Raw genomic sequence first — 14,979 nt, 5'->3', positions numbered from 1 at the left:
GAGATGCGACATGGCCCGCATTGACCTCGTCGATCTCGCCCACTCTTACGGCGGCAATGATGCGCCGCAGGAAAGCTTTGCGCTGAAGCCGGTGACCATGACCTGGCGGCAGGGCGGTGCTTACGCGCTGCTCGGCCCGTCCGGCTGCGGCAAGACCACGCTGCTCAACGTCATCTCCGGCATCATCACGCCGTCGCGGGGGAAAATCCTGTTCGACGGCCAGGACATCACACCGCTGTCAACCCAGAAGCGCAACATCGCCCAGGTGTTCCAGTTTCCGGTGATCTACGACACCATGACGGTGGGGCAGAACCTGGCGTTTCCGCTGAAGAACCGCGGCGTGCCAAAGGCCGAGATCGACAAGCGCGTCGCCGAGATCGGCCGCCTGCTCGACCTTGAGCCCTATCTCAATCGCAAGGCGACGCGCCTCACGGCGGATGCCAAGCAAAAGATCTCGCTCGGCCGCGGCCTGGTCCGCTCCGACGTCGCCGCCGTGCTGTTCGACGAGCCGCTGACCGTGATCGATCCCGAGCTGAAATGGCAGCTCCGTTCCAAGCTGAAGGCGCTGCATCGCGAGCTCGACCTGACGATGATCTACGTCACCCACGACCAGACCGAGGCGTTGACCTTCGCCGACACCGTCGTCGTCATGCATGACGGCCGCGTGGTGCAGAGCGGCACGCCCGCCGAGCTGTTCGACAAGCCGGCGCACACGTTCGTGGGCTATTTCATCGGCTCGCCCGGCATGAACATCCTGCCGGCCGAGGTGAAGGGTCGCGAGGCGCGCATCGGCGGCAATGTCATCGCGCTCAACCGCAGCTATGACAACCTGCCTGCCGGCGCCAAGATCGAGATCGGCGTGCGTCCGGAGTTCGTCGATGCCGTCGCGCCCGCACCCGGATTGCTCAGTGCGAAGATCGACCGCATCGACGACCTCGGCCGCATCCGCTTCGCACGCGTCCGCATCGGCGAGGCCAAGATCGCGGCGCGCGCGCCGGCGGGCTTCACCAGCGCGGACGGTACCGCCGGGCTGAAATTCGATCCGGCGCACGTCCACGTCTATGCCGACAGCCTTCTGGTGGAGGGAGCCGCCTGATGGACAAGACCGTCAACCAAAAAGCCTGGTTCCTGGTGCTGCCGGTGTTCCTGGTCGTGGCCTTCTCGGCGGTGCTGCCGCTGATGACGGTCGTGAACTATTCGATGCAGGACACCTTCGGCAACAACCAGTTCTTCTGGAACGGCGTCGGCTGGTTCAAGGAGCTGCTCGATCCCTCGACCGATCTCGGCGGCCGATTCCTCGCCTCGCTCGGTCGCAATCTGTTCTTCTCGATGGTGATCCTCGCGATCGAGGTGCCGCTCGGCATTGTCGTCGCGCTGTCGATGCCGCGTCAGGGCTGGACGGTGGCGGCCTGCCTCGTCATCCTCGCGCTGCCGCTGCTGATTCCGTGGAACGTGGTCGGCACGATCTGGCAGATCTTCGGCCGGCCCGACATCGGTCTGATGGGCTATGTGCTCAATGCGATCGGCATCGACTACAACTACGTCTCCAACGCCGTCGATGCCTGGGTTACCGTCATCGTGATGGACGTCTGGCACTGGACCAGCCTGGTCGCGCTGCTGTGCTACGCCGGCCTGAAGTCGATCCCCGAGGCCTATTACCAGGCAGCTCAGATCGACGGCGCCTCGCGCTGGGCCGTGTTCAAGGCGATCCAGCTGCCGAAGATGAACCGCGTGCTCCTGATTGCCGTGCTGCTGCGCTTCATGGACTCGTTCATGATCTACACCGAGCCGTTCGTGGTGACGGGTGGCGGACCCGGCAACTCGACGACCTTCGTGTCGATCGAACTCGTCAAGATTGCGCTCGGCCAGTTCGACCTCGGCAAGGCCGCGGCGCTCTCGCTGGTCTATAATCTGATCATCCTGATCGTCTGCTGGATCTTCTATACCGTCATGACCAATGCCGGCGCCGAACGCAAAGTCCAGGCCGAGACCGAGCCGGCGACGGAGCCCAAGCCTTCGGCCGTGCTCAAGCCCGTGACTGCACTCAAGCCAAAGGAAGGAGTGGCCTGATGCACTCAATTCCCGGCCGCCGCGTCATCATGGCGCTGTTTCTGATCTTCCTGTTGTTGCCGATCTACTGGCTCGTCAACATGAGCTTCAAGACCAACGCAGAAATCGTCTCGACGATGACGCTGTGGCCGCATTCCCCGACGCTGCAGCATTACAAGCGCATCTTCACCGACGAGAGCTGGTACTCCGGCTACATCAACTCGCTCAAATACGTTGTCCTCAACACCATCATCTCGATCTCGGTGGCGCTGCCCGCGGCCTACGCGTTCTCGCGCTACCGCTTCCTCGGCGACAAGCACCTGTTCTTTTGGCTGCTGTCGAACCGCATGGCCCCGGCGGCAGTCTATGCGCTGCCGTTCTTCAACCTCTATTCGGCGATCGGCCTGTTCGATACGCCGTGGGCGGTCGCGCTCGCGCATTGCATCTTCAACGTTCCGCTGGCGGTGTGGATCCTCGAAGGCTTCGTCTCCGGCGTGCCGCGCGAGATCGACGAGACCGCCTTCCTCGACGGCTATTCTTTTCCGCGCTTCTTCATCAGGATCCTGGTGCCGCTGATCGCGAGCGGCATCGGCGTCGCCGCCTTCTTCTGCTTCATGTTTTCCTGGGTCGAGCTCCTGCTCGCGCGGACGCTGACCTCGGTGCAGGCAAAACCGATCGCGGCGATCATGACGCGTACGGTGTCGGCTGCGGGCATGGACTGGGGCCTGCTGGCCGCGGCCGGCGTGCTTACCATCATCCCGGGCGCCCTCGTGATCTGGTTCGTCCGCAATTACATCGCGAGCGGTTTCGCGCTCGGTCGGGTCTAGGGAGGCATCGATGGAATCTATTGCATGGATGGCCTGGACGCTGCCGACCGCGATCTTCTTCGTGGCGCTCGCCTGCACCCTCGCGGTCATGACGTACCTCGCCGCGGTCAATCCGGAAGCCGAGCGCGTCGGCGTGCTCAGCATTCCGACGACGCGGGGCGACCGCCTCTTCATCTCCCTGATCACGGCGGCCGTCATCCACCTTCTGTGGATTGCCTTCGCCGGCACCGATACACTCGCCACCCTGCCGATCGGCGAGGAAGGTTTTGAGATTTCGAGCCTCTGGCTCGCAAGTGGAATTTCGCTGGCCACGGCCGTGCTCATTTTTCGCACGGTCTGAAGCTCGCGAAGGGACGGCCAGATCCGGGGGCAACCCGGGCCTGTATAAAATTTTGTCGCTGCAACGGAGGAACAACATGCGACAGTTTAGGAGAAGGAAAGGTCCATTGACCAAGAATAGCTTTCTGACCATGTCCAGCGTCGCCGCCATCGTTGCGGTGTCGTTCGCCGTCTCGGCGCCGGTCCGCGCCGCCGACGACGCCGCGATCCAGAAGTGGATTGCGGAATTCCAGCCCTCGACGCTGTCGAAGGACGAGCAGAAGAAGGAGCTGGAGTGGTTCGCCAAGGCCGCCGAGCCCTTCAAGGGCATGGAGATCAACGTCGTCTCCGAGACCATCGCGACCCACGAATACGAGTCGCAGACGCTGGCAAAGGCGTTCTCCGAGCTCACCGGCATCAAGCTCAAGCACGACATCATCCAGGAAGGTGACGTCGTCGAGAAGCTGCAGACCCAGATGCAGTCCGGCAAGAACGTCTATGACGGCTGGATCAACGATTCCGATCTGATCGGCACGCACTTCCGCTACGGCCAGACCATCGCACTGTCGGACTACATGACCGGCGAGGGCAAGGACGTCACCGATCCCCAGCTCGACGTCAACGACTTCATCGGCAAGTCGTTCGGCACCGCGCCGGACGGCAAGCTCTATCAGCTGCCCGACCAGCAGTTCGCGAACCTCTATTGGTTCCGCTACGACTGGTTCACCAACCCGGACTACAAAGCCAAGTTCAAGGCCAAGTATGGCTACGAGCTCGGCGTGCCCGTGAACTGGTCCGCTTATGAAGACATCGCCGAGTTCTTCACGAACGACATCAAGGAGATCAACGGCGTCAAGGTCTACGGCCATATGGACTATGGCAAGAAGGACCCGTCGCTCGGATGGCGTTTCACCGACGCCTGGCTGTCGATGGCCGGCAACGGTGACAAGGGCATTCCGAACGGTCTGCCGGTCGACGAATGGGGCATCCGCATGGAAGGCTGCCGTCCGGTCGGCTCCTCGGTCGATCGCGGTGGCGACACCAACGGTCCGGCCGCGGTCTACTCGATCACGAAGTATCTGGAGTGGATGAAGAAGTATGCCCCGCCGCAGGCTCAGGGCATGACCTTCTCCGAATCCGGTCCCGTGCCGGCGCAGGGCAACATCGCCCAGCAGATGTTCTGGTACACCGCCTTCACCGCCGACATGGTGAAGCCCGGCATCGCCGTGATGAACGCGGACGGTACGCCGAAGTGGCGTATGGCTCCGTCGCCGCACGGCTCGTACTGGAAGGAAGGCATGAAGCTCGGCTACCAGGACGCCGGCTCGCTCACGCTGTTGAAGTCGACCCCGGCTGACCGCCGCAAGGCGGCCTGGCTCTATCTCCAGTTCATCGTCTCCAAGACGGTGTCGCTGAAGAAGAGCCATGTCGGTCTCACCTTCATTCGTGAATCCGACATCTGGGACAAGTCGTTCACCGAGCGTGCGCCGAAGCTCGGCGGCCTGATCGAGTTCTACCGCTCGCCCGCGCGCGTGCAGTGGACCCCGACCGGCAACAACGTGCCTGACTATCCGAAGCTCGCGCAGCTCTGGTGGCAGAACATCGGCGATGCGTCGTCCGGTGCGAAGACGCCGCAAGCTGCGATGGATGCACTCGCGGCCGCTCAGGACTCCGTCATGGAGCGCCTCGAGAAGTCCGGCGTGCAGGGCGCCTGCGGTCCGAAGCTGCACAAGAAGGAGACCGCCGAGTTCTGGTACGCCAAGGCCCAGAAGGACGGCACCATCGCGCCGCAGCGCAAGCTCGCCAACGAGAAGCCGAAGGGTGAGACGGTCGACTACGACACGCTGATCAAGTCGTGGCCGGCATCCCCGCCCAAGCGCGCGGAAGCGAAGTAAGCGGCACGTAGCGTCATCAAACACGAAAGGCCGGGAGCGATCCCGGCCTTTTTTCTGGCGGATGTCGAGAATGGCGATTGTGCCGACTACACACTCGCTGTCATCGCCCGACTTGATCGGGCGATCCAGTATTCCAGAGTCGTTCGTGAAGAACTGGCGGCGGCGCCCGGCTCAAGCGGTGTTTCGAGCCGGGACGGTCTCGAAGAAGGCTCGGATGATGACACGCAAGAGCTCTGCGAGCCATCGCAGCAGCAGACCGAAGTTATAGCCGGCGGCGGCGAGAACAGTGTTGATGCGGTCGCCGAGGCGTCCCTTGAGATAATTTCTGTCCATGCGGTGCTCGGCCTTGACGTGGCCGATGACAGGCTCGACAGCCGCGCGACGCTTCATCTCGCGACGGATGGAAGCTGTGACGCGGCGGACCTGACCCGAGATCCAGACCCTGAACCGATGCGGGTGGTTGTGACCGCGATATCCTTTGTCGACGTGGATACGGCGAGTCTCCACCCCGGTGAGCTTCTCCATGTCGGCGATTACGGGACCGAGCGTGTGCCCATCGAAGGGATTGCCATGCAGGGCCTTGGCATGGAGCACGAACTGGCCGCCCTTCGGAGACGTCACAGGGGTGGCGATGCTGACCTTGCAGCCGAACTCGTAGGGCGCGCGGGCCTTACCTTTGCCGATGCACTCAACCTCCGGAGCATGTAACGCATAGACCTTCGGACCGCGCTGATGCTGATCCTGGCTGCGCACCTGCTGCGCTAAACCGAGCAACGGGCCGAAGCGAGCTTCCAGCACCGTATCGCCATCAATCTTGCGGCGGATGTCGCGGATGATCCGGCCAAGCCGTGTCCGCAGGAACTTGAGCTGCCGCCGGGCGCGTTTGAACTGGTGGGCGTGGGTATAGCGGCCGGTCATGATGGCGGCGCGCTTGGCCAGGCGCAGATAGCTCTGGCGTAGCGGCACACGGTTGCGCTTGGCGAGCCCTACCAGCTTGGTGATTGCTCGATGCAGCAGCCGCGCGTCGGTCGGATGTGCAACCGCCTTGGGCTGCACTGTGGTATCGACGACCACCCGTTCCAGGTCCTTGGGACCGATGGCGCCGGTCTTGTGCGCCACTGAAAGACTTTCCTGGATCAGGGCGACGAGCTGTTCCTCGCCGAGCCGCTGCCGCCAGCGTGTCATCGACGATCGATCGAACGGCAGACGGTGGCAGAAGCTCAATTCGCCGCAGAAGTATTGGTAATAGGGGTTCTCGATCCAGCGAGCGCACAGCACCTCATCTGACAGGTTGTGCATGTGCTTCAAAATGAACAGGCCGGCGACTAGCCGCGTCGGCAAGCCCGGCTGGCCCGACCCTGCTTGGCACACTGAACTGAAGCGCTCATTCAGGATGTTCCAGTCGATCAGCGCTGCCAACCGCACCAGCGGATGACCCATGTCGATGATCTGATCAAGCGCCGGAAGCAACAGGTCTTTCTGGCGATCATCCCTCGGCTTGCTCATCGCATTCCCCAATGTCGACGACGCCGTCAGGGAATCACGAATCGCCCAAAAGCAAAATCCTAAAACGCAAGAAAGCGAGGTCCAACACCCCGCTTTCCTGCAAAATCGAATACTACATCAAGACAAATTCTGCTTATTTCTCAGATCAATCCGCATTCTTCACGGACGACTCCAGAAACGGTCGTGATTGAACCGAAGAGCCGCGGCGTACTGGATGCCCCGCCTTCGCGGGGCATGACAGCGTCATGTGTGGAGAGGAAATTACTCCGCCGGCTCGGTCGCGAGCGTCGGATAATCCGTGTAGCCCTTCGCGCCGCCGCCGTAGAACGTGTTCTTGTCCCAATCGTTCAGCGCCGCGCCCGTCTTCAGCCGCTCGACGAGGTCGGGGTTGGAGATGAACGGCTTGCCGAAGGCGATGAGATCGGCAGCGTTCGCGTCCAGCACCTTGGTGGCGAGGTCGAAGTCGTAGCCGTTGTTGGCGATGTAGGCGCCGGTGAAGCGCTTGCGCAGGCCCGCATAGTCGAACGGGGCGATGTCGCGTGGGCCGCCGGTGGCGCCTTCGACCACGTGCAGATAGACGAGCTTGAGTGCGTTGAGGCCGTCGACGATGTGATCGAACAAGGCCTGCGGATTGGAGTCGGAGAGGTCGTTGGCCGGCGTCACCGGCGAGATGCGGATGCCGGTGCGGTCGGCGCCGGCCTCGGCGGCAACGGCCTTGGAGACCTCGAGCATCAGCCGCACGCGGTTTTCGATGGAGCCGCCGTAAGCATCGGTGCGCTTGTTGGCGCCGTCCCTCGCGAACTGGTCGAGCAGATAGCCGTTGGCGCCGTGGATCTCGACGCCGTCGAAACCGGCCTCGATCGCATTCTTCGTGGCGCGCTTGAAGTCGTCGATGATACCGGGAATTTCAGACAGCTCGAGCGCGCGGGGCTCGGAGACGTCGGCGAAGGTGCCGTTGACGAAGGTCTTGCCCTTGGCGCGGATCGCGCTCGGCGCCACCGGGGCTGCGCCATTGGCCTGGAGATCGACATGCGAGATGCGGCCGACATGCCAGAGCTGGATGAAGATCTTGCCGCCGCGCTCATGCACGCGGTCGGTGACCTTGCGCCAGCCGGCGACCTGGTCCTCGCTGTAGATACCGGGCGTGTCCTGGTAGCCCTGGCCCTGCTGTGAGATCTGGCTCGCTTCGGTGACCAGGAGACCCGCGGAGGCGCGCTGGCCGTAATAATCGGCGGCAAGCGGGCTCGGCACGAACGTGCCGGGCGCGGCACGGTTGCGCGTCAGCGGCGCCATCACGAGGCGGTTGGCCAGCGTGATCGGGCCGAGCTTGTAGGTCTCTAGCAATTTGGTCGGACGGCTCATGGGAATGCTTCCAGGCGGTGACAGATCACGAACACTTGTGCATCGCGACATCAGGCGCAAGGGAGGAGCCATACGGAAAGTGCAGGCGAGCTACGCGGCCTGGTCCGCGTAGCATGATTCATGTGCAATCCCGGCCATGACAGCGGATTTGCGCTGCCACGGCCCGCGATCTCTCAGTTCGCGCCGAGGAAATCGCGCTTGCCGATCTCGACGCCGTTGTGACGCATGATGCCGTGAGCGGTGGTGGCGTGGAAATAGAAGTTCGGCAGCGAGACCCCGCTGAAGAACTGCTGGCCCTTGAGCGTCATGGTCCGGTCCGGGCCCGCCGGGAAGGTCACGTCCTTGGTGTCGGCGCCTTCGAACTGCTCCGGCTTGTACGATTTCACGTAGTCGATCGTCTTGGCGAGCCGCTGCTTCAGCTCCTCAAACGTCTTTTCCGTGTCGGGCATCGAAGGCACCTCGCTATGGGTCAGCCTGGCGCAGCCCTTGGCGGCGAAATCGCTGGCGAGCTGGATCTGCTTCGACAGCGGCAGCATGTCCGGGAAGAGGCGCGAGCCGAGCAGGACGCCCGGGTCGATCTTTTTGGCCGCGCAATGCGCCTCGGCTTTCGTGAGCAGACCGGTCAGGCTGTTCAGCATTTGCAAGTACGCGGGGACGACGGCGTCGTGAAAGGACATGTGATGCTCGCTTGTGAATGGGAGATCTCAGGAGAAACCTGAGCCACTCACATGGGAGCATCACGGAAAATTACAATCGCGAGAGCGGCTTGTGCGGTGCGAAAATTCTACCGGATCATCCCCGCCGGCTGCGCCTGGGCCGTACCGCCGCGCATCCGCGCGAGCAGCTCGGCGGTCGGCCAGGAATCGGCGGGCAGGCCGTATTTGATCTGCATCGCCTTCACGGCGGCACGGCTCTGCTGGCCCAGCACGCCGTCGACCTTGCCGACGTTGAAGCCGGCCTGGACCAGGAGCTGCTGCAATTGCTTGAGCTCGTTGAACGGCAGTTGCGCGACCGGTTGGGCCGGCTTGCGCATCGGAGCCGCGCCCGCGATGCGCGTGGCGAGATAACCCGCGGTGGTCGAATAGATCAGCGAATTATTCCACTCGGTGTAGGCCGCGAAATTCGCATACGCCATGAAGGCAGGTCCGTTGCGCCCCATCGGCAGCAGCACGGACGAAGCGAGATTGTCGTTCGGCAGCGGACGGCCGTCGGGATAGGTGACCCCCAACTGCGCCCATTTCGAGCGCGGCTGCTGCACCGTGAGGTCGGTCTGATCCCAGGGCAGGTTTTGCGGCACCTTGATCTCTTCGAGCCACGGCTCGCCGCGCCGCCACTTCAATCCGTTGGCGATGTAGTTCGCGGTCGAGCCGATCACGTCGTCCTCGCTGCGCAAGAGATCGCGCCGTCCGTCGCCGTCATAGTCGACGGCGTAGTTGACGTAATGCACGGGCAGGAATTGCGTCTGCCCGAGCTCGCCGGCCCAGGAGCCGACCATCTCGTCGGGTGTGAGATCACCACGGTCGATGATCTTCAGCGCGGCGATGGTCTCGTTCACGAACATCTCCGAGCGCCGGCAGTCATAGGCCAGCGACACCAGCGATTTCAGCGTCGGCAGATTGCCCATGTTGACGCCGAAATCGCTCTCGAGGCCCCAGAACGCAGCGATCACCGCCGGCGGCACGCCGTATTCCTTTTCGGCGCGCGCGAACGCAGCCGCGTGGCTCTTGATGTGCTGCTGGCCGTTCTGCATGCGATAGGGCGCGGCCATGCGGCCGGCAAATTCGGTGAAGAGCTGGCCGAACACGCGCTGGCCGCGGTCGCGATTGACGATGCCCTGGTCGTAGACGAGGTAGGGCGAGGCTTCCGATATCGTCCGCTGCGACACGCCGGCGGTAACGGCCTGCTTTTTCACGTCGGCCAGGAAGCGATCGAAGCTCGCGCCATTGTGGCACGAAGCCGCGCGCGGCGACGGGGTTGCGGCTTTGGGCGCGATGGGCTTGGCGGGTGGTGGCGCGAACTGGGCGGAGGCGGGGAGGGCGAAGGCGAGCAGAGCGGCGGCCGCGATCGCAAATCGGGTCTGGAGCATGAGCTTTCCGGCGGGGAGAAGGGCGCGTGTGGAATCTTGCTAAAGCTTAAGTGAATTGAGCGCCTCAAACCATCCCTTCGTCATGGCCGGGCTTGTCCCAGCCATCCACGCCTTTCGGGGCTTGTGTAGAGGAAGAACGTGGATGCCCGGGCCTTCGCCGCGCCGAAGCGGCTTCGGCCGCGCAGGCGGGACAAGCCCGGGCATGACGGAAATGCAATGTTGGGCATAGCCGCGGCCCCGCGACGCACCTTGAAACCTTGCACCCGGGCCGGGGTCATCCCTACCTGAATGGCGCCGGCCAGAGGTTTGCCCGCGGCCGCCCTGGGAGACGGCCATGAACTATCTTCGTACCGCAATGCTGCTCGCCGGCCTCACCGCCCTGTTCATGGGCGTCGGCTATCTGATCGGCGGCGCCGCCGGCGCCATGATCGCGCTCGTCATTGCCGCCGCGACCAATCTCTTCACCTACTGGAACTCCGACCGCATGGTGCTCCGCATGTACGGCGCCCATGAGGTCGACCGCGCCAGCGCGCCGGAGCTGGTCGGGCTCGTCGCCGAGCTTGCGGGCCGCGCCTCGCTGCCGATGCCGCGTGTGTTCGTGATGGACGAGGCGCAGCCCAACGCGTTCGCGACCGGGCGCAACCCGCAGAATGCCGCGGTCGCCGTCACCACCGGCCTTGTGCATCAGCTCAGCCGCGAGGAACTTGCCGGCGTGATCGCGCACGAGCTCGCGCATATCAAGCATCACGACACGCTGCTGATGACTGTTACCGCGACCATTGCCGGCGCGATCTCGATGCTGGCGCAGTTCGGCATGTTCTTCGGCGGCCATCGCGACAACAACGGCCCCGGCATCGTCGGCTCGATCCTGATGATGATCCTCGCCCCGATCGGCGCCATGCTGGTGCAGATGGCGATCAGCCGCACCCGCGAATATGCCGCGGACAATCTCGGCGCGCGCATTGCGGGCCAGCCGATGTGGCTGGCGTCGGCGCTGCTGAAGATCGAAGGCGCCGCGCACCAGGTCCCGAACTACGATGCCGAGAGAAACCCCGCGACCGCGCACATGTTCATCATCAACCCGCTGTCGGGCCATGGTGTGGACAATCTGTTCGCCACCCATCCTTCGACGCAGAACCGTATCGCGGCGCTCCAGCAGCTCGCGGCCGAGCTCGGCGCGCAGGCATCTCCGTCGGTCGGCGCCAACGAAAACTATCCGCCGCGGAGCCCGTGGGGGCAGTCGTCCTCACGCGGCCCTTCACCCGGTCCTTCCCGTGGCCCTTGGGGCTGATGCGGAACCGGCCGGAATCGCGCCCGGCTTTGTGACCGGCTTTTGTGACCTGGCGCACACAGGATGGTCCCGGCCGGTGTTAACACCATGGCGAGACTGTTCCTTCGAAAGGGGATGCGTGGCCGGTCCTCTGCCTGCCACGGTCGAAGATGACCAAAGCTGCGGTACCATTGTTGATCGTCCTGGGCGTGCTCATTGGCCTGTCCACGCACACGGTCGTCAATTGCGGGGACGAGGACGAGCCCGACATCTGCTCGGCGGTGATCGGATTCTCGCCGCTGCGGGGATCGCTGATCGCGTTCGCCTATGAAGGGCGCGGACGGATCGCGTTGCGCCACGGCGACTGGCGGCGGGCGATCGCGGATTTCGACGAGGCCATCCACCTCAATCCCAACCGCGCCTCGCTGTATCGCGACCGGGCGCAGGCGCGCCGGCAGAACGGCGACCTGGAGCTTGCCATCGAGGATTACGACGAGGCGATCGCGCATGATCCCAGGCACGCCGCGCCCTATCACCAACGCGGTCTCGCGCTCGCCGCCACCGGCGATCTCGATCGCGCCATCCTGAGCTACAACACGGCGGTCCGTCTCGACCCGTCGGATGCGCAGGCCCGCCTCGACCGTGGCCTCGCATTCCTCGCCCGCGGCCAGGCCGACGACGCCCGCGCCGATTTCGAAGCTGCTCTCGCGCTGCCGGCCGGCAAGGACGGCCGCACTCGCGACGCGGCCCGCGCCAAGCTCGCCGAGCTCGCGAGCGCCGAGCCGAACCAGGCCCCCGCGCCGAGGCGGTGAGATATCTAGAGCCGCATTCGCCGCTGCAACCCTCTCCCCTTGCGGGAGAGGGTGGCTCGCCGCGATAGCGGCGAGACGGGTGAGGGGTATCTCTCCACGATTGATCCTCTCGCAGACGAGTACGCGGCTAGAACCCCTCATCCGGCGCCATAGCCGAAGCTTCGCTTCGGCGTTCTTAAGAACGGCGGCCGAAGGCCGCCTATGCCACCTTCTCCCACAAGGGGCCTGTTGCGTTATCGGCTCTTGAGGCTGAAGACGTCAGGAGCGAGTGCCCTGGTCCCGGCAATTGCCTGGCAAGATCTGTAGTTGTCGCCCTGAGCGGGCAGCTCACGCGGCGATCGTGGCCCACCGCCTCATGTTGAAGGCGATCGAGGCGAGCAGGACTTGCCCGGTCGCCTTGATCAGACCGACGTAGCGGATGCAGGTCAGCCGCATGCGGCGTTTGAGAGTAGCGAAGGTGGTCTCGACCTGGGCTCGTCGACGCGCGATGAGGAGGTTGTAGCGTTTGAGCCTGGGCGGCAGTTCCGGGTGATGTCTGTTGGGCCGACGAGCGATGCGGGGCTTCTTGCCTTCCGCCTTCAGCCGGGCCCGTCGGGCATGGGTGTCGTAAGCCGCATCGGCCCAGACCACGGCTTCATCGCCGCGGATCAAAGCGTCCGCCGGTGTCGTATCGTTGACGTTAGCGGGTGTGGTCAACACCGCGCGGATCAAGCCGGATCCTTCGTCGACACCGACATGGGCCTTGTAGCCGAAGGTCGAGCCGCTTTTGCCCTGCCGTTTGGCAAACCGGGCATCAGGATCGTTTGAGGGGCGATCCTCCTTGGGCGGAGCCGAGACTGCCTGGATCAAGGTCGCATCCAGCATCGTGCCGCGCTTGAGGATCACGCCGGCATTCTCAAGCTGACGATCCAGTTCGCCAAACAGCTTCTCCAGCAGGCCTTGTTCAACGAGCTGGTTCCGGAAGCGGTTCAGGACCGTGTGGTCGGGCGTCGCATCCTCAAGGCTCAAACCGACGAAGCGCTTGAACGACAACCGGTCGCCCAGCGCTTCCTCGAGTTCGCGCTCCGAAAGACCATACAGCGACTGCAACAGCACAGCACGAAACAGCACCAGCACCGGATAGCCTGGTCGACCGGGCCCCCCTTCATCCCGCAAATGGCCGATCAGCTTCTCGAACCGGTACCACTTGACCAGGCCAGCCAGCCGATCCAGCGCCGCATTGGCGCCGGCTCCCTTCGGCATCAGCGCTTCCACAAAGCTCGGCTGTCCCGTCCGCTTGACCGCCATCGCTACCCTCCAAGGCTTTGCCCTAGGGAATCACAATTGACGAATTACGCAACAGGCCCACAAGGGGAGAAGGAAGAAAGTGCGCGCTTACTTCGCCTTCTTGGCTTTGGCCTTCTTCGCCTTTTTCACCGGCTTCTCCTTCGTCTTCTTCTCCACCTTCGCCGGGATCGGCGTGCTGGCGACGAGGCGCATCGAGCGGGCGTAGCTGTCGGCGACGTTGTCGGCGGACATCTGGAGGCGCTTGGCGGCGGCGGTGGCCTGCTCCATCGTGGCCTTGGCCATCATCTTGAAGCGGTCGCCGGTCTCCTTGCCCTTGGCCTTGGCCGCAAGGCCGTTGAAGCGATCCCGGCGCTCCTTGGCGCGGGTCAAAAGGCCCGTATGCAGCTGTCTGGCCAGTTGCCGGATCACGACATCCAGGTCGGCGTCCGCCATGTTGTTCTATCCTCTTAAAACGGTATCGATGCGGGCGGGACTATGCAGATCGGGCCCCGCCTTGGCAATTCCCGGCGGCGCGTCATCCGCAGCTTCCGGTTACCAAACCAAAAAAGCCGCGCATTTTTGCGCGGCTTTCTGGGGTGGCTTGGCGCAGACGCCTTATTTCAGCGAGGCAACCGGACCGCTCGCCGGTGCTGGATCGGGGTCGAAGCCGAACACGCCGACCAGATATTTGTAATAGTCCGGCATCTTCTCCTTGAGCGCCTCGCGCGACTTCGGGTCGTGGAATTCACTTTTGCCGGCCAGGAAGATGCTGGCTGTCACGGCAAAGAATTCCATGGGATTCTTCATCGCATAGGATTCCTTGGGTAACATATCCTTGGACTTGGCAAGGGCGTAATAGCCGATCACGCCCTTGTTGGCGTAGCCGTCCGGCAGCAGCCGCGCGTGATAGGCGTGCAGCAGCTCGTGCAGCAGCACGGCTTCCTTCTCGTAGCGCATCATGTCCGGCCGCAGCATGATCACGCCGAGGCCCGAATCGACCGCGAGGTCGACGGCGTTCGGATTGGTCCAGCGCTGCTTGTCGGGGTCCCAGACCGTCAGCGTCCGGGGTGCGGTGCGCTGGATGTCCGGCGTGACCCGGCCGTAGCATGCGGTCGCGGCGCCTTCGTCGAGGCAGGCCAGCTCGCTCGCGACGATCGGAACGGTATGGAAGAAGCGCAGCACGCGCGGCGACAGGCCGGAAGCTTCGACGACGTCGATCTGCTGCTTCAGATTGTCGGTGAGCTTGTCGACGTCCTTGCGCTCGGAATTCTCCGTCAGGTCGAACATGTAGCCGCGGTAGCTCTGGAAGCCCGGCGGCAGCGCCTGCGCTGCCCCGGCCGACGCGTCGAGCGATCCGGCATGGGATGGATTGGCGAAGAGCGCGCCCACAACGGTCGCGGTCAGCAGCAGCGCAACGCGCATGATGAACCCCCTGATGTCACTTCACCCGGCAGAATAGGCCGCCGCCGTTTGCGAAAAGTGAGTGGGGCGAGACTAAGGCACCGATGTTGAGGCGTGCTTAACCGTTGGTTGCAGATCGCGGGAATGGATTAGTGCCGGGTTAACCAAGCGTGGATTGGTCGCGCGC

Annotated in this window: 14 protein-coding genes; 7 read left to right on the top strand and 7 right to left on the bottom strand. The window is 63.8% G+C overall.

Annotated features, from left to right (window positions below; genetic code table 11):
• Positions 1-10: 10 nt before the first annotated feature.
• The 5 genes from AB7290_RS34285 (at position 11) to AB7290_RS34265 (ending at position 5,089) form a co-directional block, all read left to right on the top strand.
• Complete coding sequence (locus tag AB7290_RS34285; protein WP_085398531.1) at positions 11-1,096, top strand: ABC transporter ATP-binding protein; 1,086 nt, start codon at positions 11-13, stop codon at positions 1,094-1,096.
• Positions 1,096-2,070, top strand: coding sequence for a carbohydrate ABC transporter permease (locus AB7290_RS34280; RefSeq protein ID WP_085398530.1), 975 nt, complete (start codon positions 1,096-1,098; stop codon positions 2,068-2,070). Before AB7290_RS34285 ends, AB7290_RS34280 begins: the two co-directional genes overlap by 1 nt.
• Entirely contained in the window at positions 2,070-2,876 is an 807-nt protein-coding gene (locus AB7290_RS34275) for a carbohydrate ABC transporter permease (RefSeq protein ID WP_085398529.1), read from the top strand. Before AB7290_RS34280 ends, AB7290_RS34275 begins: the two co-directional genes overlap by 1 nt.
• A 10-nt stretch (positions 2,877-2,886) precedes the next feature.
• Positions 2,887-3,216 carry a DUF2160 domain-containing protein gene (locus AB7290_RS34270; protein WP_085398528.1) on the top strand — a complete coding sequence of 110 codons (330 nt, stop codon included), beginning with the start codon at positions 2,887-2,889 and terminating at the stop codon, positions 3,214-3,216.
• Between the two features lie 130 nt (positions 3,217-3,346).
• Positions 3,347-5,089, top strand: coding sequence for an ABC transporter substrate-binding protein (locus AB7290_RS34265; RefSeq protein WP_085398527.1), 1,743 nt, complete (start codon positions 3,347-3,349; stop codon positions 5,087-5,089).
• Positions 5,090-5,260: 171 nt separating this feature from the next.
• On the opposite strand, the gene AB7290_RS34260 is transcribed toward AB7290_RS34265, so the two are convergent.
• The 4 genes from AB7290_RS34260 to AB7290_RS34245 form a co-directional block, all read right to left on the bottom strand.
• Positions 5,261-6,595: an IS5 family transposase gene (locus tag AB7290_RS34260; RefSeq protein WP_085398139.1), complete on the bottom strand. Its 1,335-nt coding sequence runs from the start codon at positions 6,593-6,595 to the stop codon at positions 5,261-5,263.
• Between the two features lie 261 nt (positions 6,596-6,856).
• Positions 6,857-7,957 carry an alkene reductase gene (locus AB7290_RS34255; RefSeq protein ID WP_085398224.1) on the bottom strand — a complete coding sequence of 367 codons (1,101 nt, stop codon included), beginning with the start codon at positions 7,955-7,957 and terminating at the stop codon, positions 6,857-6,859.
• A gap of 173 nt (positions 7,958-8,130) precedes the next feature.
• Positions 8,131-8,634 carry a DUF1993 domain-containing protein gene (locus AB7290_RS34250; protein WP_063985181.1) on the bottom strand — a complete coding sequence of 168 codons (504 nt, stop codon included), beginning with the start codon at positions 8,632-8,634 and terminating at the stop codon, positions 8,131-8,133.
• 107 nt (positions 8,635-8,741) lie between these two features.
• Positions 8,742-10,043, bottom strand: a complete 1,302-nt coding sequence (locus tag AB7290_RS34245; RefSeq protein ID WP_085398223.1) for a lytic murein transglycosylase — start codon at positions 10,041-10,043, stop codon at positions 8,742-8,744.
• Positions 10,044-10,377: 334 nt separating this feature from the next.
• On the opposite strand from AB7290_RS34245, the gene htpX reads away from it, so the two are divergent.
• Both htpX and AB7290_RS34235 read left to right on the top strand, forming a co-directional pair.
• Positions 10,378-11,334, top strand: coding sequence for a zinc metalloprotease HtpX (htpX, locus tag AB7290_RS34240; RefSeq protein WP_085398222.1), 957 nt, complete (start codon positions 10,378-10,380; stop codon positions 11,332-11,334).
• Between the two features lie 149 nt (positions 11,335-11,483).
• The gene (locus tag AB7290_RS34235) at positions 11,484-12,125 is read left to right on the top strand and encodes a tetratricopeptide repeat protein (RefSeq protein ID WP_028158277.1); all 642 of its coding nucleotides are present in this window, start codon (positions 11,484-11,486) and stop codon (positions 12,123-12,125) included.
• A gap of 327 nt (positions 12,126-12,452) precedes the next feature.
• On the opposite strand, the gene AB7290_RS34230 is transcribed toward AB7290_RS34235, so the two are convergent.
• The 3 genes from AB7290_RS34230 to AB7290_RS34220 all read right to left on the bottom strand — a co-directional run bounded on the left by AB7290_RS34230 (position 12,453) and on the right by AB7290_RS34220 (position 14,813).
• Complete coding sequence (locus tag AB7290_RS34230) at positions 12,453-13,412, bottom strand: IS5 family transposase (protein ID WP_085398127.1); 960 nt, start codon at positions 13,410-13,412, stop codon at positions 12,453-12,455.
• An 87-nt stretch (positions 13,413-13,499) separates the two neighbouring features.
• Positions 13,500-13,844, bottom strand: a complete 345-nt coding sequence (locus AB7290_RS34225) for a hypothetical protein (RefSeq protein WP_085402493.1) — start codon at positions 13,842-13,844, stop codon at positions 13,500-13,502.
• 162 nt (positions 13,845-14,006) lie between these two features.
• Positions 14,007-14,813, bottom strand: coding sequence for a hypothetical protein (locus tag AB7290_RS34220; RefSeq protein ID WP_085402494.1), 807 nt, complete (start codon positions 14,811-14,813; stop codon positions 14,007-14,009).
• Between the last annotated feature and the right edge of the window lie 166 nt (positions 14,814-14,979).

This window comes from Bradyrhizobium sp. 613_E4_N2_2 (assembly GCF_052075995.1).
Lineage (GTDB): Bacteria > Pseudomonadota > Alphaproteobacteria > Rhizobiales > Xanthobacteraceae > Bradyrhizobium > Bradyrhizobium barranii.
The sequence above is the reverse complement of the archived record's forward strand: the minus strand, read 5'-3'. Positions and strand labels throughout refer to the sequence as shown.

Excerpts from the sequence above, each read along its gene's own strand:
- AB7290_RS34235 (WP_028158277.1), top strand. The coding sequence starts at position 11,484 with ATGACCAAAGCTGCGGTACCATTGTTGATCGTCCTGGGCGTGCTCATT.
- AB7290_RS34275 (WP_085398529.1), top strand. The coding sequence starts at position 2,070 with ATGCACTCAATTCCCGGCCGCCGCGTCATCATGGCGCTGTTTCTGATC.
- AB7290_RS34285 (WP_085398531.1), top strand. The coding sequence starts at position 11 with ATGGCCCGCATTGACCTCGTCGATCTCGCCCACTCTTACGGCGGCAAT.
- AB7290_RS34255 (WP_085398224.1), bottom strand. The coding sequence starts at position 7,957 with ATGAGCCGTCCGACCAAATTGCTAGAGACCTACAAGCTCGGCCCGATC.
- htpX (WP_085398222.1), top strand. The coding sequence starts at position 10,378 with ATGAACTATCTTCGTACCGCAATGCTGCTCGCCGGCCTCACCGCCCTG.
- AB7290_RS34220 (WP_085402494.1), bottom strand. The coding sequence starts at position 14,813 with ATGCGCGTTGCGCTGCTGCTGACCGCGACCGTTGTGGGCGCGCTCTTC.
- AB7290_RS34260 (WP_085398139.1), bottom strand. The coding sequence starts at position 6,595 with ATGAGCAAGCCGAGGGATGATCGCCAGAAAGACCTGTTGCTTCCGGCG.
- AB7290_RS34230 (WP_085398127.1), bottom strand. The coding sequence starts at position 13,412 with ATGGCGGTCAAGCGGACGGGACAGCCGAGCTTTGTGGAAGCGCTGATG.
- AB7290_RS34270 (WP_085398528.1), top strand. The coding sequence starts at position 2,887 with ATGGAATCTATTGCATGGATGGCCTGGACGCTGCCGACCGCGATCTTC.
- AB7290_RS34265 (WP_085398527.1), top strand. The coding sequence starts at position 3,347 with ATGTCCAGCGTCGCCGCCATCGTTGCGGTGTCGTTCGCCGTCTCGGCG.
- AB7290_RS34245 (WP_085398223.1), bottom strand. The coding sequence starts at position 10,043 with ATGCTCCAGACCCGATTTGCGATCGCGGCCGCCGCTCTGCTCGCCTTC.
- AB7290_RS34225 (WP_085402493.1), bottom strand. The coding sequence starts at position 13,844 with ATGGCGGACGCCGACCTGGATGTCGTGATCCGGCAACTGGCCAGACAG.
- AB7290_RS34280 (WP_085398530.1), top strand. The coding sequence starts at position 1,096 with ATGGACAAGACCGTCAACCAAAAAGCCTGGTTCCTGGTGCTGCCGGTG.
- AB7290_RS34250 (WP_063985181.1), bottom strand. The coding sequence starts at position 8,634 with ATGTCCTTTCACGACGCCGTCGTCCCCGCGTACTTGCAAATGCTGAAC.